Raw genomic sequence first — 21,468 nt, 5'->3', positions numbered from 1 at the left:
ATCTCCTCAATATAATTCCTTTTATTCTGATTCTTCCATATTTTCTTTAACCATGTGATAAACACTGGTAGCTGCAATTGCTCCTTCCGCTGCAGCTGTAATTACTTGTCTTAATCCATTAGAACCGGTAGTCATATCTCCGGCAGCATATAATTCAGGGATATTTGTTTCCATTGCACTGTTCACTTTAATAAATCCAACAGAATCTTTTTCAACACCAAAATCACTGATTATTTCTGCATCGGGCTCAATCCCAATTTCAACAAAAACTCCTTGAACATCCATGCTTTTATTACCGTTTAATTTTCTTGATAAATTAATTTTTTCAACAAAAACACTACCTTTTATTTCTTCGATGCCGATATTTTCAACCATTTTTATTTTAACATTTTCTTGAGCTTTATCGATTAACACAGGATCGGCTTTAAGTCTATTTCTTGCTAAAATAAAAACTTCTTTTGCGTATTCTGAAATTAACAATCCTGCATGAAGAGCAGCATTACCGCTACCAACTACAGCAACTGACTTATTTTTAAACATTGGGGAGTCACAAATAGCACAATAGCTCACTCCTCTATTTTTAAATTCCTCTTCACCTTTTACTCCTAGTTTCTTTCTTACTGCACCTATCGCCAATATAACTGCTTCTGATTGAAATTGATTATTATCTTTTATATCAATTAAAAAATCATTACCAAGTTTTCTTAATTTTGTTACATTATCTTCTATTATAGATATTTTACCTTTTATCCTTTGCTCAAAAACCTTAGCTAAATCCTGACCTGGTATTATTTCTTGCCCTGGATAATTGCTAATCTCTGAACATGATAAAAGCGTTCCACCTAACCTCTCACTAATAATAATGGTATTTAACTTATATTGTGTTGCATACAAGGCAGCGCTTAAACCGGCCGGACCAGCTCCTATAATAATAAGATCGTATTTTTTCTCTTTCATTATCATAAAACTCCTAATTATTTTATTGTGTAGCAGGGACGGGTTCTACTTCTTTAATGGTTTTTATTAAATCATCACTAACAATAATTTTTTCTTTCGTAACTTTAATTATCAACTCTCTCGGAATTACCAATTGTGAGTCAACAATATTCATTATAGATGGCTTAACATACAGCTTATTTATATAGAAAAAGTCATCTAATAAAAAGTCTATCGCCTTACCAAGATATTGCCCGGATTCTGTAATCACTTTATTTCCGATAATCTTGATGCCTAATTTTAAAATATCGTCTATTCTTACAATTTCTTCTTGAGACACCAGAGCATCTTCATTATCGACAATTACAGCATCATTAGACATTTCCCTTACATCAACCATTGATACCACTTTTACTTTATCCCTAACAATACCCTTATCTCCAACTATACCTACTACTTTACCTATCTCGGGATCAATAATAAAATCAATAAGCGAACCAACTTTTACAGTATTATAAAGGCTTATAATAGGTATATTTAAAAAATATTTAGCTGATCTAAGCATGAATATGTTAAATTATACCAAAAATTTAATGAATTGGGTATAAAAAAGTGCTCCTATTGGAACGCATGGTAAATTATATTGAATTTTATTTTAGAGGTTTACGGAAAAATAAACAACAGAATGAGTCAATGTAAGGAATGACAATTAGGAATAACCCTAAAAACTTATATTTATCAGAGGCAAATGCCATTATCAGAGTGCCGAAAGTAAAGAAAATCACATTTAATCACCTCGTATTTACAAAGTACGTACACAATCAGCTAAAGCGCCTACCAAAAACCAAGTTGTCCACACACAAACAATAAAGATAATCTCTTTCTTATCAATAAAAACAATTCTCGATTTCATCTCATTACCTCCCTATAAAATCATTAATCCTTTACGAATAAGGAATTCTCTGCCTTTACCTAAATCTGTTCTAACGGAACGTGAACCTTTTGCTCTGCAAATTGGACATTTATCCTCTGGATACATTTCCATATCAAGATCTAAAAGTGAAAATAATTCAGATACACCAAGAGTTTGAGTAGTAACCTTGCCTCCGCTTCTATTGCAAAAAGTTCCTACCTCTACAACATTTCCACCGGCATCCCGAATTGCTTGTTTTGTTTTCTGCACTGTTGCACCCGAGTTAATTATATCTTCAACTATTAAACAATCTTTGCCCTTAACTAACTTATCATATCCGCGTTTTAAAACACGCCGCGTGCCTACTTTTGTTTGATAAATAATCTTTTCTATCATTTTACCGCCCTTATTTCCTACGAGTTCTATCTGCACATGACCGGCGACTAAAAATTCAATTTTTTGTCCCAACCTCCAGTCTTTTAAGGCTATGACATCTATTGAAAATTCTTCTAAAGTATCTTCTTCATCAGCATAAACTGCTAATATTTCCCCTTGGGATTTAATAAAATCATAATCATGATCATGATCGATATCTTCCATATAAACCCCAAGAAATTCTTTTTCTAATTCAGGCATTAACCAATGAGCTGTCCACTGAGAAAGACTAACCCCACCTATAGTTGGACCAATCACAACTTGAATACCTTTTCCGCTAAAATGATTAGCAATTTCCCTGCACAAAAAGCTAACAAACCTTGTATAGGGATATATGGCGTCTTTATTTACATAAGCTGAGCCATGATACCATCCATCTGCTTTTTTAGCATAAACAAAATGATCATCTGTAATAATAGCTTCTGACTTCTCAAAGATTTCCTTTATTTGTTGGCTTATCCTCTGTCGCTCTAACTGATTCCTCAAAACAATCACCTCTTAATTTCCTGTAAAGCTTTTTCAATCTGTTCGTTAATTATATCTACAGCCTCAACTGGATCTTCTGCTTTTGTTATAGAACTACCGATAACTAACAAATCAGCGCCATTCATTATGGCATTGTATGGGGTATCTAGGCGTTTTTGATCTTCTGTGTCATCACCAACCAAACGAATACCTGGAATTATTGCAATACATCTGTCTCCCCATTCTTCTTTGATTCCTCTAACTTCATTTGGAGAACAAACAATCCCATCCAAAACAGCATTATCTAATGCCATCTCCGCAAAATGCATAACTTTACGTAACACATTTTTCTCACCATATATATCTTCACAGTCATCTTTATCAAGACTGGTTAAAACTGTAACTGCTATTACTAGGGCATGATTCACATTCGTAACCGTTCTAATGTATCTCATCATTTTAACGCCACCTGAAACATGACAGTTAATAATATCAGCGCCATGATTTAGCTGCTTTTCTGCATGCAAAGCAGCCGTTTTTGGTATATCGTGAATCTTCATATCAACAAATACCTTACCAAAAGGCTTTAACATTTTAACTACTTCAGGATTTTGTGAATATAAAGAATTTACTTTAAACCCCCATACTTTACTCCCAGTTTTTTCCGCTAGTCTCAATGCATCCGGAATTGTCATATCATCTAAAGCAATGATTATTCTGCTATTTTTTTTCAAAATAGTCGCCTCCCTATGTCAAAGGTCAAAAATAAAAGGACTTACGTCCTTTAAACTATAATAGCAAAGTCCAACTACCTAATCAAATTTCTTTCTAAAGTGAGAACTCTTAAAAATTTCTGGTTTATAGGCTTTTTTAATCTTTCTTATCTTCACCAAATATCCTGTTTCTTTTATTTTTCTTCTAATTTCCGCTTCCCAGCTTTGGTCGTAACCTAATACAATAACATCTGCTTTATTCTCTATAATATTTTGCCATGGATCTTCTTTTTCTATTTCAGCTTTAAACCCCAATTTCTCTATATTTTTTACTCTGTGGACTAATGAGTGGATCGGTTTTTTCTTTTTGAGTTCCAGTACTTTATCGTCGCTGGGTATAACAACTATTAATTCTCCGTATTCTGATGCCTTACTCAAAAAATAACTGTGCCCTTTATGCACTAAATCAAAAGTGCCAAAAACTTTAACTATCTTAGGAAATCTTAAATATAAAAAATATTCCTGATTGCCTTTTTCTCCTTGAACAGCCGCTTTTGTAGATGAAATCACAGCAAATTTCTCTTCTGCTACAAATTTAGATATTTCTCTTACGATTTTTTGCTGAATTTTTTTATTTTTTATCACCCCTTTGAATTTATCGGCAATTTTTTTCCCTACCTCAAATTGCGGTTTAACTAATATTACTACTTCTGCTTTGTGATTTTGATTCTTAATTATTTCTTTTATTTTCGGCAAGATTTTTTTAAGAGAGACGAAAGAAACATCTATAAGAAATATATCAATTTTATCGGGAAATTTTTCTATACTTCTGATATCATTTCTTTCCATATTTATAACTTTAACATTCTGGCGTAGTTTATATGCCAATTGACCATAACCAACATCAACCGCATAAACTTTTTGAGCGCCCTTACTTAGAGCAAAATCAGTAAAACCGCCCGTCGATGCGCCTATGTCCGCTATTATTTTGTTATTAAAATTAAGTTTAAATTTCTTATAAGCGCTCTCAATCTTTTTTGCGCCTTTTCCAACAAAAATTTCACTTTTCTCAATATCTACTTTTGCTGTTTCATTTATTTTCATTCCAGGTTTTGTTAATAGTTGGCCTTCAGTTTTTACTAACCCAGCCAAAATGAGCCGTGCTGCATTTTCACGACTCTCCACTAGTCCCCTTTTAACTAATAGTATATCTAATCTCTCTTTTTTGTTTTTTTGCATGATTAGATCAATTTACTCGCTCTAAATAATCTCCAGTTCTAGTATCTATTTTAATAACATCACCAATTTTTATAAATAGAGGAACGTGCAGTTTAAAACCTGTTTCTATTATAGCTTCTTTTGTTGCTGAAGAAGCTGTATCGCCTTTAACTCCAGGTTCGGTTTCGGTAATTTTAAAGTTAACTTTTATAGGCAAATTAATATTAATGGGCTCTTTATCATCTAAAAAAGTAACATCAATATTATCGCCCTCTTTTAAAAAATTAGTTTTATTGCCAAGCGATTCCCTTGAAATTGTAAACTGATTAAAGTTACCAAGATCCATAAAATAAAATTCTTGCGCGTCAGAATATAAATATTGGCAGGAGCTAGAGCTCAAAGAGGCTTCCTCTACTCGCTCCTGACCTTTAAAAGTTTTATCAATAGTTGCACCAGTTCTTAAATTTCTGAGTTTAGTTTTAACTATAGCACCGCCCCTACCAAGTTTACTGTGAGAATATTCAAGAACCTCAAATGGTGCATTATCTAATTCAATAAATTTTCCAATTCGTAAATCTGTTACTTTTAGCATTTTACCCTGTTAGAAATTATTTCTATTACAATAGAATTGCTTAAATTTTGATACATATACTTCGAACCCCAAACCCTTATTTATAACAGGGTTTACTTAGCCGTAAATGGAAGTAGCGCTACGTGACGTGCTTTTTTTATTTCTTTTGCTAATATTCTTTGATGTTTAGCACAACAGCCCGATCTCTTCCTAAACTCTATTTTACCGTAGAAAGAAATAAACTTCTGCAAAACTTTTACGTTTTTATAATCTATATCTTTTGTTGTTTTTTTACAAAATTCGCAAACTTTTTTAACTTGATAGAATTTTTGTCTTTCCAAATTTTCCTCCTGAGGTCTCGGAATATATATTCCTTACCGAGACCGAAGCCCGCCAAAAACTGTAAGTGAGGGCGGGCATGCCACTTTTAATGGTGGGCATATTTATAAGTTGAATGTTAATGCTTTAATTTATTGTAGCTATTCAATCTAGAAAGGTATGTCATCTAGATTTACCTCTTCAGATTCTTCAGTTGGTTTAGTATCTTTTTTATCAGAAACTTTTGGCCTATCTTCAGATGAGGAAGAATCTGCAGGCTCTGTTCCTATGGTACCTAAATCTTCTTCTGCGCCCTTTTTATCTAAAACAATAATATCGGCCGCAACAATTTCTGTTTTATTTCTCTTAACGCCATCTTGCCCCTCCCATGATCGAGTTTGTAATCTACCTTCTATATATGCCCTTCTGCCTTTTTTTAAAATTTTCTCTGCTATTTCTGCCAATTTCCCCCAAGCAACAACGTCATGATATTCTACACTGTCTTTTACTTCTCCATCCTGGCCTTTCCATCTCCTGTTTGTAGCAACCGCAAAGGAAGCAACAGATTGACCGGATGGGGTAAATCGGGATTCAGGATCTCTTGTTAGATTCCCTATTATTAGAACTTTATTTAAATCCCTCATTTTTCTCCTTCCTACGCTTTAGCGTAGATATTAATCTTTTAATATCTCGTCAATTTTTCTATCTAGCTCTTGCAGTCTTTCCTTTTCTTCTTCCTTTTTATCACTCTTTTGATCTTTTTTCTCTTCTTTTTCCTCTTTCTCTCGATCTCTCTTTACTTCTTTTTCTTCCTTCTTAGATTCATCAGTTTCTATTTTTTCTTCTCCTTGAATATCTCCTAAGGACTCTTCTTCTATTTTAACATTCTCAATCTTTTTTTGTTCTACTGATTTTTCTTTCACTTCCTTCTTAAAAACTGTTTCTTTATTGGACTTTTCTTTTGCTATCACTATCTTCTTCTTTTCTTTTACAACCATTAGGTATCTTATTACTTCACCAATCAATTTAATTTCTTCTTCTAATCTTCTTACATTTTCAGGACTAATTTGAAAATTTAATACATCATAATAACCATGCTCTTGACCGCCTATTTTATAAGCCAGCTTTCTCCGACCCCAAAAATCTTCTGATAAATCCTTGCCTCCCAAATCACCTACCATACTCTTGATCTTATTCATGACTTCCTTAGCAAGGTCCTCGGGTATCTGTCCCTGAACTACTGACATTAATTCGTAATTTCTCAACTTTCCTCCTTTTAATTAAAAAATTCCTCCTCTTGGACTTATGCCCCGATGCTAATATTCATCGAGGGAAAAGGAAACTAATATATTAATAGTATATATAGTAAATGGAAAAAGTCAACTATAAAACTAATAACTATAAATTAAATTTGAATAACATAACGTCACCATCCTGCACAATATAATCCTTACCTTCCAACCTAACCTTCCCTTGTTCTCTAGCATTAACCCATCCTTGTAAGCTTACAAATTCTTTCCAGTTAATAACTTCCGCCTTTATAAAACCTTTTTCGAAATCTGTATGAATAGTTCCGGCCGCCTCTGGAGCTTTAGCTCCTTTCTTGATTGTCCAAGCTTTGGCTTCTTTTTCTCCAGCTGTAAAAAAAGTTTGAAGAGATAAAATATCATATGATTTTTTTATTAACATATTGAGACCCGATTCTTTTTGTCCTATTTCTTTGAGATATTCATCAGCATCTTCTTGAGATAAATCAGACAGTTCTGATTCGATTTTTGCAGAAATTTTGATGGCATTGTCCATGTTCAATTTTTTTGCATTATCTAAAATATGATCTTCATCAATATTTATAACATAAAAGTGGGGCTTAGCCGTAAGTAAATTATAACTTTTTATCATTGATTGTTCATCGTCAGTAAGTTCTAATTCTCTAGCAGGCATTCCTTTGTCTAAAATTTCTTTTAATTTTAAAGATATTTCTAACTCTGCTTTCTTTTTAGATTCTTTCTTTGCTTCTTTTTCTAATCTATCAACAATCTTTGTAATAGTTTCGAGATCAGCTAGAATAAGTTCTGTTTTAATTGTTTCAATATCAGAAACTGGATTAACTTTACCCTCTACATGAATAATATTATCGTTATCAAAATCTCGGACAACCTCAACAATGGCATCACATTCTCTTATATGAGATAAGAATTTATTGCCCAATCCTTCCCCTTTATTAGCGCCTTTTACTATCCCTGCTATGTCAACAAATTCAACTATAGCTGGAACAATTTTTTGAGTATTTACAGTTTTGGCTAACAATTCTAGTCTCTTGTCTGGCACAGAAACAATTCCAATATTAGGATCGATTGTGCAAAAAGGATAGTTCTGAGCTTCCACTTTATTCTTGGTAAGCGCATTAAATAAAGTAGATTTTCCCACATTCGGCAATCCGACTATTCCTATAGATAAACCCATATTTATAACCTCCAATAAACTTTAAAGAGTTTATCATTTTTTTAGATTATTTCCAATAAAAATAAGTCCTTTAGAAAACCATCATTTTCTTTTGCTGGTATGAAAAGACTGATGAACTTCCTTTAATCGCTTATTCGTAATATGAGTATATATTTGTGTGGTAGTTATTGAAGAATGACCCAACATTGTCTGAACCGAACGAATATCAGCTCCATTTTGCAAAAGATCTGTCGCAAATACATGTCGTAAGCCATGAGGCGTTACCGTCTTTACTATCCCGGCCAATTTTGCATATTTATTTACCATTCTTTGAACACTTCTTGCCGTAAGTCTTTTACTTTCACCTTCAAAAATATTATCTTTGCCTCTATAATTTATAAAAACCGGGTTATAATTATCCTTTCTTTTCTCCAAGTATTTGGATAACCAAAAAGCTGCATCCTTAGACAAAAAAACAATTCTATCTTTCCTGCCTTTGCCTCTCACCATAAATTCACCCGTTTTAAGATTAATTTGATCTCTGTTTAAATTAACAAGTTCAGAAACTCTAAGGCCAGTTGAAAATAAAGTTTCTAAAATTGCCCTGTCTCTAATTCCTGCTGTTTTTGATATATCAGGAATATTTAAAAGTCGCTCCAGTTCTGATATTTCTATTACTTCAATCTCTTTTCTAGAAAAGTCACCTAACTCTATTTTCTCCGCAGGCAATGTTTGAATATCTCTTTTAATTAAATACTTTAAAAAAGCTCTTAATGCTATGATATGATAGTTTTGGGTGATCTTTTTTAAAGATTGACCCTTCTCATTAGTAAAACGATTTAAAAAAAGACGGAATTTTCTGACAAGGTCAATGGTTATACTTTCGGGGCTGTTTACTCCTTCTTTATTGGCAAAGTCTAGAAATCTTACAAGATAATGATTATAGTTCTTTACCGTAAGATCACTTTTGTTTCTTTCAATTTCTAAGTATTCCAAAAAATCGTTTTTTAATTCGTCTATTTTACTCATTTAGATTGATAATATTTAATTCGCACAATATAATTATAGTTCTAATTAGAAAGAAAGGAAATAAATGAAAAAATTACAAAAAGAAATTAACTCTTTTCTAGAAGAAAGAGAATGGCATAATTTAACAGGTACTCATGATACTCTTTTGAATATAGCAGAAGAAGTTGGAGAGCTATGGAATTATTTTAAATACATCGGAACAGACCAAAAAGAAATGGAGAAAGTAATAAAAAATCATTACAGAGAAATAGAAGATCAAATTGGTGACATTGGCTGGCTCCTGTTAAAATTATGCGGGAGTTTTGATATGGATTTAAAAGAAGCTATCTGGAAAAGCCAAAAAGAATACAAAGAGAGGTTCCCTTTAAAAAAAGTTAAGGGAAAACACGGTAATATAAAGGCTGGTGGAATTGATTTAAAATATCAAGCAAATAAATAATATGTCCGAAAGCCTAAAAAATAAATACAAATACGATGTGGTGGTAATAGGTGGCGGTCATGCCGGATGTGAAGCAGCTTTAGTATCGGCGAAAATGGGCTGTTCTACTCTACTTGTTACAACTACAATCAAAAAAATAGCCACCATGCCTTGCAATCCTGCAATAGGCGGACCTGGGAAAGGGCACCTTGTTAGAGAAATAGATTGCCTAGGTGGCGCAATGGCAAAAGTTTCTGATCAATCATTAATTCAAATCAAATTATTAAATCATACAAAAGGTCCGGCTGTTCAAGCTTATAGGGCGCAAATCGAAAGAGATGACTATCAGAAAATCATGCTGGAAACTTTAAAAAAACTAAAAAAACTAAAAATCTTAGAAGATGAAGTAACTGATATAGATGCCGCAAATAATCCAAAAACTATAACTGGCGTAAAGACTAAATCGGGCAAAAGAATAGAATGTGGGGCAACAATTATTACGACCGGAACGTTTTTAAATGCGAAAATTATTATCGGTGATAAAATTATTAGAAAAGGAGGACGAATTGACGAAAACGGATCATACCAATTATCAAATAGTCTAAATAAAATTGGATTAAAGCTAGAAAAACTACAAACCGCTACTCCACCAAGGATAGATAAAAAATCAGTTGATTGCTCAAAAATGGAAATTCAACCAGGAACCAAAGGACCATGTTCATTTTCTTTCCCGGAAAGAGAGGTAATAAAATATAATAAACAAATACCGTGTTGGCTTGCTTATACTAATCCTAAAACTCATAAAATTATTAATGAAAATATTAATTATTCACCAATTAAATCAGGGATCATTGAAGAACATGGACCCAGACACTGCCCTTCTATAGATAGAAAAGTAGTTAATTTCCCTAACAAAGAACGACATCCAATTTTTGTAGAACCGGAGGGCAGAAAATCTAACCGACTTTATCTCCAAGGTTTAACTACTGCAATGCCTGAAGACTTACAACTTAAAATTATAAGATCTGTTAAGGGAATGGAAAAAGCTATAATATTACAACCAGGTTATGCGGTTGTTTACGATTATGTACCGTCCTGGCAAATCAAAAAAAATCTTGAAACAAAAAAAATAAAAGGACTATTTTTAGCCGGACAGGTGAATGGCACCTCTGGCTATGAAGAAGCGGCGGCTCAAGGAATTATGGCAGGCATAAATGCCGCTTTGAAAATTAAAAATAAAAAACCATTTATTCTTAATAGAAATCAAGCATATATCGGCGTAATGATAGATGATTTGATTACCAAAAAACACAAAGAACCATATAGAGTATACACATCAGCTGCTGAATATAGATTACTTCTAAGACAGGATAATGCTGACGAGAGATTAATTGATTTAGCTTTTAATTTAGGACTAGTAGATAAAAAAAGAAAGTTAGCAATAGAAAATAAGAGAAAAAAAATAGACACAGCAATTAAAGAATTAAAAAAGATAAAGATTAATTCTAAAAATGCCTGGAGTTATTTAAAAAGACCTGAAATTAATATTCAAAAGCTTTTCAAAATAACTAAAAACAGAACAAAAAAATTAAAGATTGAATCTTTATCAGAAGAAATATTAAATGAAGTAGAAATTCTTGCAAAATATGAAGACTATATAAAAAGACAAGAACAAACGGTTATAAAAAATATTTCATTAGAAAATAAAAAAATACCAAAAATTAATTATGATTCAGTACCAGGATTAAAATTTGTCGCAAAAGAAAGGCTAAAAGAAGTTAAACCAATTTCAATCGGCCAAGCATCAAGGATTGCAGAAGTTACTCCTGCCGATATTACCACTCTTTTAATATTCTTGGAAAAAATAAAAAGAAGCCAAAAAATATTCAAATCTTAAACCTATCAATAACACCCTTAATAATATCCCAGCTATAACCTCTCCTAGAAAGAAAACTAATAATCTTTTCTCTCTTTTTATATTTTTCTAAACCCTTATACGGAATAATCCTTCTTTCGACTAGCCTAGAAGCAGCCGACAACTCTTCAGTATCAGAAATTTTCTTAATTTCTTTTTCAATTATATTCCTATTAACAGATTTTTTATTTAGCTCTAAAAATAGCCTTCTTTTGCCTAGAGGATGGAAATTTTTTCTATTATTAATCCAAATTTTGGCAAACTTTGTATCATTTAATAAAGCTTCTTTTTTAAGCCAAGATATGGTTTTTTTTATAAGTCTAAAGTCATATTTTTTCGCTTCTAATTTTTTTCTAATCTCATCTTCGCTTTGCGGTCGTATTGATAAAAGCCTTACAGCCTTTTCCCTAACTTTAGATTCATTGCTTCTGTCTTTAATTATTTTTAAATCTTTTTCATTCAGTTCCTGATCTTTTTTGATGCCTAGCTCCAAAAAATCTTTTTCCGACAAACCAACTTGAAATTTACCATCGACAAAAATACTATATCGATCTTTTCTTTTTTTCTGTACCTCTATCTTAGATATTTTACCCATAATATTGTTTTAAAAAATCCAAAACTAGATTAATTTTTTGGATTTTTTTATACTTCATTACCATAATTTATAAATTATGCTGCGACTTCTTCTTTTATTTTTTTTCTTATCTCTTTCTCTATCTCATCTCTTAATTTTCGATTATCTTTTAGATATTGCTTGGCCGCTTCTCTACCCTGACCTATCTTTTCCTTTCCATATTGATACCATGAACCCGATTTATCAACAATACCCATTTCGGCACCCAAGTCTACAATATCTCCTTCTTTTGATATACCTTCTTTATACATGATATCAAATTCCGCAATTTTAAAAGGAGGGGCTACCTTATTTTTAACAACTTTTATTTTTGTTCTATTACCAATAATATTTTCCTTATCTTTTATCTGACCAATTCTTCTTATATCGATCCTAACAGAAGAATAGAATTTTAAAGCATTACCGCCCGGTGTTGTTTCAGGATTACCAAACATCACACCAATTTTCATTCTAATCTGATTTATGAATATAACTATGGAGTTTGATTTTGAAATAGCACCGGCTAACTTTCTTAAAGCTTGACTCATTAATCTTGCCTGTAATCCTATAAATGAGTCACCCATATCTCCTTCAATTTCCATTCTAGGTGTAAGAGCTGCTACAGAATCAACTACGATTAAATCTACTGCATTAGACCTTACCAATGTTTCAGTGATTTCCAAAGCCTGTTCCCCTGTATCAGGCTGAGAAATTAATAAATCATTTAAGTTAATACCTATATTTTTGGCATATTCCGGATCCAAAGCATGCTCAGCATCAATAAAAGCTGCTACTCCTCCTTTTTTTTGCGCTTCAGCAACAATATGTTGGGCCAGTGTTGTTTTACCTGAACTTTCTGGGCCAAAAATTTCAATAATTCGTCCTCTTGGTATTCCACCTACCCCTAAAGCAATATCTATAGATATTGAACCAGTAGGAATGACATCTACATCTACCCTTCTGGCTTCTCCTAATTGCATAATAGAGCCTTTACCGAATCTCTTTTCGATTTGCTCAACTGCAATTTTAGCCGCTTGCAACTTTTGCTCTTTTTCTTTGTTATCCATTATTTTACCTCCCGAGGCTTCGGAATATATATTCTTTGCCGAAGCCGAGGCCCGCCAGAAACTGTAAGTGAGGGCGGGCCTGCCCGTTTATGCAAGCATAACGTTACAAACGGGCATTAATTCTTATTATTTAATACAACTTAACTTATCATGAATTATACAATCATTCAACTTTGGTATTTTGATCAAAAACTAAATCTGTTTTTACTTCTCCATCTCCTCCGATTTTACCTAAACTTTTACCATTAAAAATAACTTCCGTACTTCCAGCATTACCTGTTGTTAGTATAATTTTATCTTTTGCTTCGAAATCCCTGATTGTACCCGGAAGCATTATACCTTCAAAATCTTTATTACCGTCTTTGACTAATGAAATCCATGCCGTTCCAGAATCAATTTTTAAAGTAACTTTTACATTATTTAACAACTCTGGGGTAGCCGGCTGGTTAGGTAAAGAAACTTCTGATATTTCTGCTATAACATTAGTTATTTTTTCGGTTGTTTTACCGTTTTTATTATTTTTAGCAACTATCTTAATTACATTAACACCTTTTTGTCCAATACCAACATTAATCTTAAAATCGCCTGCTTCTGAAATATTTACCTTTTGACCATTAATATAAACGTCAGCTCCTTCATCTGTCTTACCTGTAATATCTATAAAGTTTTTTTTAATAACTGAATTATCTACCGGCGAGATAATCTGTAGTTTTGGAGAAGATGTTAATATAAAAATTTCGTAACCGATATAGCTAATAATTCCAAAGGCAAGAATAACAGCTAAAAATACCAGCATACTTTTTGGCGTTATTATAAACTTTGGAGATTTAAGTTTATTGATATTTCTTGGTTTTTTGGTCTGTTGAATATTATCAATAATACCTCTTTCTTTCTTGTAGATTTCTAATACCTTATTACCGTCTATACGTAGAATCTTTGAATAATTACTTAGAAAACCTTTTGTATAAACATCTGCGGGCAGAGAGTTATAATCGTTCTCTTCAATAGCTTTGATGTATTTTTTCTGTATTTTTGTAGATTTCTCTACATCAGCTAAACTCAACTTTAACCCTTCTCTTATTTTTTTTAGCTTCTCACCTAAGGTTTCAGAAGGTGTTACTTCGGTTGTTTTAAATTTTGGAACCACTTTTTCCTCACAAATTTTGATATTCTTCCTCGTCCGTCTCCTCAGTTTCTCCAGCATTAGAGATTAAAACATCTCTTGGCTTGCTTCCTTCTTGAGGGGCAACTATACCTTTTTCTTCTAATATATCTAACAATCTTGCGGCACGCGCATAACCGACTCTTAACCTTCGTTGAAGTAAGGAAGCAGAAGCTTTCTTTGCGGCAATAACAACCTCAACTGCTTCTCTATATAAAGAATCATCGCCCATACTCCCTAAACCTGAAATAGAAGATTCTTCGATCTTCTTTTCAAGAATTTCATTATTATATGTAGCTTCTTCCTTGCCTTTAAGAAATTCTGTAACTTTTTTTATTTCAGCATCAGATATATATACACCTTGAATTCTTTTTGGTTTTGAATTGTCAGAAGATAGATAAAGCATATCTCCTTTTCCAAGTAGTTTCTCTGCGCCAGTCATATCTAGAATAGTGCGGGAATCTACCTGTGAGGCAACTGCAAATGCAACCCTTGTCGTAATATTAGCTTTAATCAAACCAGTAATAACATCAACTGATGGTCTTTGGGTTGCAACTACAAGATGAATTCCGGTCGCCCTAGCCATTTGAGCTAATCTTACAATTGCGCCCTCAACTTCATTAGAAGCGACTGTCATCAAATCAGCTAATTCATCAATTATAACAACTATATAAGGCATTTTTTCATCTTTTAAAGAATGATTATATGATTTTATATCTCTTTTTCCGTTTTGCTGAAAAAGCCTATACCTTCTCTCCATTTCAGAAACCATCCACTTTAAAGCATTAACTGTTTTATCCACTTCTGTAACAACGGGAGTTAAAAGATGAGGAATACCATTATAAACAGACATTTCCACTCTCTTAGGATCCACCAAAAGCAGTTTAAGATCTCTTGGTGAATTCTGATAAAGCAGACTTATAAGCAATGAATTAATAGAAACACTTTTACCAGAACCTGTACTACCGGCAATCAATAGATGAGGCATATTATCCAAATTGGCATAAGAAGGAGAACCGGCAACATCTCTACCTAAAGTAATAGTTAAATTGGATTTTCTTTTTAGAAATGATTCTGCTTCCAATAAACTTTTTAATCTTACTGTAGATACTGATTTATTGGGTATTTCTATTCCTACCAATGATTTACCCGGGATAGGAGCTTCAATACGAATGGGATGGGCAGCTAAGGCTAGAGCTAAATCATTATTAAGACTTGTAATTTTGTTAAGTTTAACTCCGTCATCAGGTTTTAAAGTATACTGAGTAACAGTTGGACCAACATTAACATCAACCATTTCAACCGAAACTCCAAAATTAGATAAAGTTCTTTCTACAATTTTCACATTTTCTTTAATGTTTCCACTATCAGGAGCAGTAATAGCATCAGAAAGCAAATCCAGTGGCGGAAGTTTCCAATCTTTATCTAAAGTATCAGTATAAGAAAGTTCTATGTCTTTATTTTCCTGTAATGATACTCGAGAAAGCTTTGATTTATTAGAAATCTCCCTTACTTCTGTTTTAAAATCAGGCGGCGTGTTTACAACCACTTCCGGTTTTTTCTGATTATCTTTTATTTCAGTTAACTTATCTCTAAAACTCGAAAAAGACGTATTAAATGTTAAAAGAATAGATGAAATCAAAACCCCTAAAAATATCACTAGCGAAGCCCAAAATCCAAAAACCTGTGAAAAAAGAAGAGTTATTCCATAACCTACATAACCTCCACCAATGCCTAGCTTTAACTGTGAGATAGTAGTTTTAAAAGCAAAAAGTAAATGTATAAAAGCTGCCGATGAAATAATAAAAATAATTATTCCCAAAACTGTCGATGGCCTAATTAATATTTTTTGAGGATAAAGAAATCCTATTCCTAAAATTATAAAAATAGCTGGCAAGGAAAAAGAAGACCAGCCTATAACTATCCTTGACAGCGAATAAAGAATTGAACCTAAATTACCGGCTAAATTTAATACCGCCAGTAAAAAAACTACTCCAAATACAATAAGAGAAACGCCGGCAATTTCCCTGATAGTATCAGGGCTTACTCTTAAATCCATTTCTGACTCAGAACTTTTAGGATAAAAAAAGGACTTTCTTCTTCGCTTATTTTTCCTTTTCTTTGGTGACATATACTAATAATTATACCTCAAAATATAAATAATTAGTAGCTAACTTTAAATAATAAATGCCGATAAATTTCATATAAAAAAACCGGCTTAAAGCCGGTTTTTTTTATCTTACACCTCTATGACAACTGGTAAAACCATAGGACGTCTTTGAGTATGATGATACAAAAATTCACCCATATCTTCTCTAATTTTATTCTTAATATAAGCCCAATTAGATGGATAGGTACCGTCTTTCTTCTCAAGAGACTTCCGAACTCTATCGCGAGCACCATTTATAAGTGCCTCGGATTCACGCATATAAACAAATCCCCTAGAAATTATATCTGGACTATTTAATAAACGGCCAGTTTTCCGATCTATAGTCAAAATAACTACAAAAATACCATCCTTAGACATAACTTGCCTATCACGAAGAACAATATTGCCAACATCTCCAACGCCTAATCCATCAACCATTACATAACCAACCTGCAGTTTCTCTCTTTTCACTCTACCATGCTGTTTGCTATCGAATTCTATAATTTGACCGTTATCAACAACAAAAATATTATCTTGAGGAATACCAACACTTGCGGCAACATCACTATGCATTACGAGTTTATGTCTTTCGCCGTGAATAGGAATAATATATTTAGGTTTTACTAAATCAATCATGAGTTTTAAATCTTCCTGCCTTGCATGACCACCAGTATGAACGTCCATTAGTTTATTATATATAACTCGTGCACCTTCTCTAAATAAATTATCCATCATTGATACAATCGAACGTTCATTGCCAGGAATTGGTGAAGAAGATAGAATCACAGTATCACCTTTTCTTATCTTTACATCTTTATGTTCTCCGGAAGCCATACGCATTAAACCGGAAAGTTCCTCCCCCTGACTTCCGGTAGTAAGAATTACTACTCTATTATCTGATAGACTCTTTGTCTCAGAAATATCAACTAATACGCCCTTATTAATTTTAAGATATTCTAATTCTCTTGCAATCTGAACATTATCATTCATGCTTCTTCCAACAACTGCCACTTTTCTTCCAAACTTTTCAGCTGCATTGATAATTTGCTGAATCCTAGAAATTAGAGACGAAAAAGAAGCTATGATTAATCTTCCTTTAACACCTGCAAAAATATTATTAAGATTATTTCCAATTTCTTTTTCTGAAATTGAGTGACCAGGTTTGTCTACTGAAGTACTATCAGACATTAATACCAAAACTCCCTCACCTCCGTATTTTGCTAATTTAGAAAAATCAGTAGGTTTTTCATCAACTGGCGTATGATCAAATTTAAAATCTCCGGTATGTATAATTACGCCGACTGGTGTATGGATAGCTAACCCCATTCCATCAGGAATATTATGATTAACTCTAAAAAATTCTATTCTGAATACACCTAACTGAATAATATCCTTGTCAGGATTTACTGTATTAATCTTAATCTCTGCAGCATTACCAAATTCTTCCTGTCTCTTTTTAATCATATGAGCAGTAAGGTTACCGGTGTAAATTGGTACACTAAATTTTTTAGGTATAATATATGGAATACCGCCGGTATGATCCATGTGACCATGAGTTATAATAACACCTCTTATTTTTTCCTTATGTGCCTCAAGATAAGTAGTATCAGGTATAACATAATCGATTCCTAACATTTCTTCGTCAGGAAATTGAAAACCCATATCAACGATAATTATGTCATTACCATACTCAAAAATGGTCATGTTTTTACCGATCTCTTCAACACCTCCTAAAGGAATAATCCTTAATTTAGGTTCTTGAGATTCTTTTGGATCTTGTGTGGGCTGATGACTTTTCTGTGGCCCAATATTTTGTTTATCTGTCTTTTCCAACATTTTTCTCCTTATTATAATTTTCGTACTTTTTAAGTTTTTGAAAATCATTCATTAAAATATTTGTTAAATTGTTATTATAAATAGCTGCTGCCGGATGATATAAAGCAAGATAATCCCTACTATCTTTATTTAAAAATTTACCGTGTTCTTTTGAAATTTGCTCACTCGGGAAAAATACATTAAATGAAAATCCTCCCAGTAACACAATTATAGTTGGATTAACAATCCGAATTTGGGTCTCAAGATAAGGAAAACAAGCGCCTATCTCACCCCTTTTAGGCTTTCTGTTATCAGGCGGCCAATGTTTAATCAAATTAGTAATAAAAATATCTTTTCTATTAATATTGATTGATCCTAATAAAGAATCCAAAAACTTTCCTGCTCTGCCTACAAAAGGCCTGCCAGTCTTATTCTCTGCTTTGCCTGGACCTTCACCAATAAACAATATACTGGCCTTAGAATTACCTTCACCTGAAACATCACATTTTTTTGTTTTATAAAGATCGCATCTTTTACATTTAGATACTAAATTATTAATTTGCTGCAAAGACCTAGAATTGAGTATTTCTTTTTTTGTAATCATAAAGAGATCAAAGTAAATCAAAGAATCATTTATAGACCAAAAACGCCTGAAAATTATTTAATTATTTAGAGCTGTGTTTTCCCAAATCAAAATACTATAATATAATTTCGTTAATTTGTCAATAGATATTTAGGATTAGCCAATTTTTTGAAGATTGAGACGACCCTCTGAATCAACCTCAGTAACTACAACTTTCATTTTATCGCCAACTTTTACAACCGTCCTGATATCTTTAATAAAACCTTTGCTTAGCTTTGAAACATGCACTAAACCTTCTTGCCCAGGCAAAACCTCAACCATTGCTCCAAAATCCAGAACCCTGGTGACTTTTCCGTCAAAAACCTCACCGGCTTTAAATTCGTGAGTAAGCCTTTCAACCCAATCTACGGCTTTTTTGTTTGCTTCAGGATTATTGGAAAATATCATCACTGTTCCATCGGGTTCAATATCAATCTCCACACCCGTTTCTTCGATAATCTTATTAATAATTTTCCCTCCAGACCCGACAACGTCGCGAATCTTATCAGGATTAATAGTAACTTTACTTATTCGTGGTGCGTATTTTGATAAATCTTTACGCGGCTCTGGAATAACCTTAAGCATAATATCTAATATTTCCAATCTAGCAATTCTGGCTTTTTCTATAGCTTCTTTTAAAATTTCAAAAGTTATGCCTTTTAATTTGGTATCCATCTGTATTGCAGTAATGCCGTCTTTTGTACCTGCTACTTTAAAATCCATATCACCTGAAAAATCTTCTAAGCCTGCAATATCAGTAAGTAATTTAAAGCTTTTCTCGTCCTCAGAAGCCACAAGACCTATTGATATACCGGCAACCGGACTTTTAATAGGTATCCCGGCATCCATCAGAGAAAGAGTGCTTGCGCATGTTGCAGCCATGGAAGTTGAACCATTAGATGATAATATTTCAGATACAACTCTAATAGTATACGGAAATTCCTCTTTAGATGGTACTAAATTTATCAATGCTTTCTCTGCCAATGCGCCGTGACCAATTTCTCTTCTTCCCGCAGCCCTTAGTGGCTTTGTTTCTCCGACAGAATATGGAGGAAAATTATAATGATGCATATATCTTTTAGTGGAATCTTCTTCCATCGTATCCAATATTTGAGCATCAGCTGTTGATCCTAAAGTTGTTACTGTTAAAGATTGGGTCATTCCTCTTTTGAATATTGCTGATCCATGAGTTCTAGGAAGAACTCCTACCTCAGCCGTAATATTCCTTAACTGGTCAAGTTTTCTACCATCGGGTCTTTTATCTTCTTCTAATATAGATTTTCTTATCTCTTTATGTACTAAATCGTCAAAAAGTTTTAGAGCATGATTTTTTTTCTCTTTATCGTCTTTAAAAATTTCTTTTATCTCATCACTAATATCATTTAAGTCTTCTTTAATTTCTTTCTTCGTTCCAAAAATAGCATTATTTAATTTTTTATCCGTTAATTCCTTTACCGATTTTAATATTTCCGAATCTTCACTAGGCTTTACGGTTTCTATTTTCTTTTTGCCTATTTTCTTCACTAATTCTTCTTGTAAGCTGATAATATCTTTCGAATTTTTTAAAGCTAGGTCAAAAGCTTTTACAATCTCTTCTTCTTTTGCCTCTTTCGCTAAAGTCTCTATCATTGTTATTTTATTATCTACAACGCTTACAATAACCTCAAAATTGCTATTTTCTTGTTCATTATAAGTAGGATTTACAATAAATTGATTTTCTGCCCCAGAAATTCTAAAAGTTGCTATAGGTCCTAAAAATGGAATTTCTGAAATAGCTAAGGCCGAGGATGCGGCTATAGCTGCTACAATATCAGAATCGTTCTCGCCATCTACCGAAAGAACAGTTAAGATAACTTGAACATCATTCCTTAAATTTTTAGGGAATAAAGGCCTAATTGAACGATCTATCAATCTTCCTGTTAGTATCGCTTGATCAGTAGGCCTACCCTCCCTTTTTACAAATCTGCTGCCAGAAATCTTACCTGCGGCATATAATCTTTCCTCATATTCAACAGATAACGGAAAAAAGTCTATATCTTCCCTCGGCGAAGACGACATTATAGCGCTTGCCAATACAACAGTATCACCTATTTTAACTAATACAGAACCATCAGCCTGTTCTGCGATGATTTTTGTACTTATCTCCACATCTTTATTCCCAACTTTACCTAAAACGGAAACAAATTCCATTTTTCTCCTTCCAAAACTACGTGCTAAGAATCAAGGAAAAGTTAACGTTAAACCTAAATTTTAACATTCACTTTATCTTCAATCCCTAGCACAATTATTTTACCTTTTTAAGCCTAATTTTTCTATGATATTTTTATATTCTTTAGCTGATCTTTTTGCTAAATAATCTAAAAGTTTTCTTCTTTTACCAACCATCTTTAATAAACCTCTACGGCCAGAAAAATCTTTTTTGTGAGTTTTAAGATGCTCTGTAAGCTGGTTAATATTCTCAGTTAACTGTGCAATTTGAACACCTGTTGAACCAGTGTCCTTTTCGTGTTTCTTAAATTCTTCTTTTTTGTTGTTCTTATCTGTTTTAATCATATAATACAGGTTACCATAATTACGTGGAAATTTCAATATTATGTACGCGTCACGCACATTTGAGACTCCGGAACAGTTTTTATTAAATAATCAATGGGTGAAATATTACCCAAA

General features: G+C 32.8%; 21 protein-coding genes. 2 read left to right on the top strand and 19 right to left on the bottom strand.

The annotated features are described in order from the left end of the window. Positions 1–21: 21 nt before the first annotated feature. The 11 genes from COX95_03815 to COX95_03765 form a co-directional block, all read right to left on the bottom strand. Positions 22–963 (bottom strand): thioredoxin reductase, encoded by a 942-nt coding sequence (locus COX95_03815; protein PIZ85492.1) that lies wholly within the window; start codon positions 961–963, stop codon positions 22–24. Between the two features lie 16 nt (positions 964–979). After that, positions 980–1,501, bottom strand: coding sequence for a hypothetical protein (locus COX95_03810; protein PIZ85491.1), 522 nt, complete (start codon positions 1,499–1,501; stop codon positions 980–982). A 360-nt stretch (positions 1,502–1,861) separates the two neighbouring features. Then, on the bottom strand, positions 1,862–2,731 hold the full coding sequence (locus COX95_03805; GenBank protein PIZ85532.1) for a hypothetical protein: 870 nt from the start codon (positions 2,729–2,731) through the stop codon (positions 1,862–1,864). A 44-nt stretch (positions 2,732–2,775) separates the two neighbouring features. Then, complete coding sequence (locus tag COX95_03800) at positions 2,776–3,483, bottom strand: orotidine-5'-phosphate decarboxylase (protein ID PIZ85490.1); 708 nt, start codon at positions 3,481–3,483, stop codon at positions 2,776–2,778. Between the two features lie 78 nt (positions 3,484–3,561). Continuing rightward, positions 3,562–4,701, bottom strand: coding sequence for a hypothetical protein (locus COX95_03795; protein ID PIZ85489.1), 1,140 nt, complete (start codon positions 4,699–4,701; stop codon positions 3,562–3,564). Between the two features lie 7 nt (positions 4,702–4,708). Continuing rightward, positions 4,709–5,272, bottom strand: a complete 564-nt coding sequence (gene efp / locus COX95_03790; protein PIZ85488.1) for an elongation factor P — start codon at positions 5,270–5,272, stop codon at positions 4,709–4,711. 92 nt (positions 5,273–5,364) lie between these two features. Then, a complete protein-coding gene (gene rpsR, locus COX95_03785) occupies positions 5,365–5,592 on the bottom strand; it encodes a 30S ribosomal protein S18 (protein PIZ85487.1) in 228 nt (75 codons plus the stop codon). A gap of 147 nt (positions 5,593–5,739) precedes the next feature. Further along, complete coding sequence (locus COX95_03780; protein ID PIZ85486.1) at positions 5,740–6,213, bottom strand: single-stranded DNA-binding protein; 474 nt, start codon at positions 6,211–6,213, stop codon at positions 5,740–5,742. Between the two features lie 30 nt (positions 6,214–6,243). Continuing rightward, on the bottom strand, positions 6,244–6,816 hold the full coding sequence (gene rpsF, locus COX95_03775; protein PIZ85485.1) for a 30S ribosomal protein S6: 573 nt from the start codon (positions 6,814–6,816) through the stop codon (positions 6,244–6,246). Between the two features lie 151 nt (positions 6,817–6,967). Then, entirely contained in the window at positions 6,968–8,032 is a 1,065-nt protein-coding gene (locus COX95_03770) for a redox-regulated ATPase YchF (protein ID PIZ85484.1), read from the bottom strand. Positions 8,033–8,113: 81 nt separating this feature from the next. Continuing rightward, positions 8,114–9,040, bottom strand: coding sequence for a hypothetical protein (locus COX95_03765; protein ID PIZ85483.1), 927 nt, complete (start codon positions 9,038–9,040; stop codon positions 8,114–8,116). A 64-nt stretch (positions 9,041–9,104) separates the two neighbouring features. Between COX95_03765 and COX95_03760 the strand changes: the two genes are divergently transcribed. Both COX95_03760 and COX95_03755 read left to right on the top strand, forming a co-directional pair. Then, positions 9,105–9,479: a hypothetical protein gene (locus COX95_03760; GenBank protein PIZ85482.1), complete on the top strand. Its 375-nt coding sequence runs from the start codon at positions 9,105–9,107 to the stop codon at positions 9,477–9,479. A gap of 1 nt (position 9,480) precedes the next feature. Beyond that, positions 9,481–11,355 carry a tRNA uridine-5-carboxymethylaminomethyl(34) synthesis enzyme MnmG gene (locus tag COX95_03755; GenBank protein PIZ85481.1) on the top strand — a complete coding sequence of 625 codons (1,875 nt, stop codon included), beginning with the start codon at positions 9,481–9,483 and terminating at the stop codon, positions 11,353–11,355. Here the strand turns inward: COX95_03755 and COX95_03750 are convergent. The 8 genes from COX95_03750 to rpsO all read right to left on the bottom strand — a co-directional run bounded on the left by COX95_03750 (position 11,345) and on the right by rpsO (position 21,354). Beyond that, positions 11,345–11,968: a hypothetical protein gene (locus COX95_03750; GenBank protein PIZ85480.1), complete on the bottom strand. Its 624-nt coding sequence runs from the start codon at positions 11,966–11,968 to the stop codon at positions 11,345–11,347. The genes COX95_03755 and COX95_03750 overlap by 11 nt on opposite strands. A gap of 74 nt (positions 11,969–12,042) precedes the next feature. Beyond that, positions 12,043–13,053, bottom strand: coding sequence for a recombinase RecA (gene recA, locus COX95_03745; GenBank protein PIZ85479.1), 1,011 nt, complete (start codon positions 13,051–13,053; stop codon positions 12,043–12,045). Between the two features lie 163 nt (positions 13,054–13,216). Then, positions 13,217–14,257: a hypothetical protein gene (locus COX95_03740; protein ID PIZ85478.1), complete on the bottom strand. Its 1,041-nt coding sequence runs from the start codon at positions 14,255–14,257 to the stop codon at positions 13,217–13,219. Further along, a complete protein-coding gene (locus COX95_03735; protein PIZ85477.1) occupies positions 14,208–16,346 on the bottom strand; it encodes a hypothetical protein in 2,139 nt (712 codons plus the stop codon). The genes COX95_03740 and COX95_03735 overlap by 50 nt, the downstream gene beginning before the upstream one ends. Positions 16,347–16,454: 108 nt before the next feature. Then, positions 16,455–18,200 (bottom strand): ribonuclease J, encoded by a 1,746-nt coding sequence (locus tag COX95_03730; GenBank protein PIZ85476.1) that lies wholly within the window; start codon positions 18,198–18,200, stop codon positions 16,455–16,457. After that, a complete protein-coding gene (locus COX95_03725) occupies positions 18,181–18,804 on the bottom strand; it encodes a uracil-DNA glycosylase (GenBank protein ID PIZ85475.1) in 624 nt (207 codons plus the stop codon). The genes COX95_03730 and COX95_03725 overlap by 20 nt, the downstream gene beginning before the upstream one ends. Positions 18,805–18,918: 114 nt before the next feature. Next, on the bottom strand, positions 18,919–20,991 hold the full coding sequence (locus tag COX95_03720; protein ID PIZ85474.1) for a polyribonucleotide nucleotidyltransferase: 2,073 nt from the start codon (positions 20,989–20,991) through the stop codon (positions 18,919–18,921). 99 nt (positions 20,992–21,090) lie between these two features. After that, the gene (gene rpsO, locus COX95_03715) at positions 21,091–21,354 is read right to left on the bottom strand and encodes a 30S ribosomal protein S15 (protein PIZ85473.1); all 264 of its coding nucleotides are present in this window, start codon (positions 21,352–21,354) and stop codon (positions 21,091–21,093) included. Positions 21,355–21,468: the final 114 nt, after the last annotated feature.

It is taken from the genome of bacterium CG_4_10_14_0_2_um_filter_33_32, from assembly GCA_002792735.1.
GTDB lineage: Bacteria > Patescibacteriota > CPR2_A > CG2-30-33-46 > CG2-30-33-46 > CG2-30-33-46.
Note: the sequence above shows the minus strand (reverse complement) of the source record. Positions and strands in the feature narration are given on the sequence as shown.

Bases quoted from the DNA above. Each gene is read 5' to 3' on its own strand.
- COX95_03815 (PIZ85492.1), bottom strand. From the start codon at position 963: ATGATAATGAAAGAGAAAAAATACGATCTTATTATTATAGGAGCTGGT.
- COX95_03810 (PIZ85491.1), bottom strand. From the start codon at position 1,501: ATGCTTAGATCAGCTAAATATTTTTTAAATATACCTATTATAAGCCTT.
- COX95_03795 (PIZ85489.1), bottom strand. From the start codon at position 4,701: ATGCAAAAAAACAAAAAAGAGAGATTAGATATACTATTAGTTAAAAGG.
- efp (PIZ85488.1), bottom strand. From the start codon at position 5,272: ATGCTAAAAGTAACAGATTTACGAATTGGAAAATTTATTGAATTAGAT.
- COX95_03780 (PIZ85486.1), bottom strand. From the start codon at position 6,213: ATGAGGGATTTAAATAAAGTTCTAATAATAGGGAATCTAACAAGAGAT.
- rpsF (PIZ85485.1), bottom strand. From the start codon at position 6,816: ATGTCAGTAGTTCAGGGACAGATACCCGAGGACCTTGCTAAGGAAGTC.
- COX95_03770 (PIZ85484.1), bottom strand. From the start codon at position 8,032: ATGGGTTTATCTATAGGAATAGTCGGATTGCCGAATGTGGGAAAATCT.
- COX95_03765 (PIZ85483.1), bottom strand. From the start codon at position 9,040: ATGAGTAAAATAGACGAATTAAAAAACGATTTTTTGGAATACTTAGAA.
- COX95_03760 (PIZ85482.1), top strand. From the start codon at position 9,105: ATGAAAAAATTACAAAAAGAAATTAACTCTTTTCTAGAAGAAAGAGAA.
- COX95_03755 (PIZ85481.1), top strand. From the start codon at position 9,481: ATGTCCGAAAGCCTAAAAAATAAATACAAATACGATGTGGTGGTAATA.
- COX95_03750 (PIZ85480.1), bottom strand. From the start codon at position 11,968: ATGGGTAAAATATCTAAGATAGAGGTACAGAAAAAAAGAAAAGATCGA.
- recA (PIZ85479.1), bottom strand. From the start codon at position 13,053: ATGGATAACAAAGAAAAAGAGCAAAAGTTGCAAGCGGCTAAAATTGCA.
- COX95_03740 (PIZ85478.1), bottom strand. From the start codon at position 14,257: ATGCTGGAGAAACTGAGGAGACGGACGAGGAAGAATATCAAAATTTGT.
- COX95_03735 (PIZ85477.1), bottom strand. From the start codon at position 16,346: ATGTCACCAAAGAAAAGGAAAAATAAGCGAAGAAGAAAGTCCTTTTTT.
- COX95_03730 (PIZ85476.1), bottom strand. From the start codon at position 18,200: ATGTTGGAAAAGACAGATAAACAAAATATTGGGCCACAGAAAAGTCAT.
- COX95_03720 (PIZ85474.1), bottom strand. From the start codon at position 20,991: ATGGAATTTGTTTCCGTTTTAGGTAAAGTTGGGAATAAAGATGTGGAG.
- rpsO (PIZ85473.1), bottom strand. From the start codon at position 21,354: ATGATTAAAACAGATAAGAACAACAAAAAAGAAGAATTTAAGAAACAC.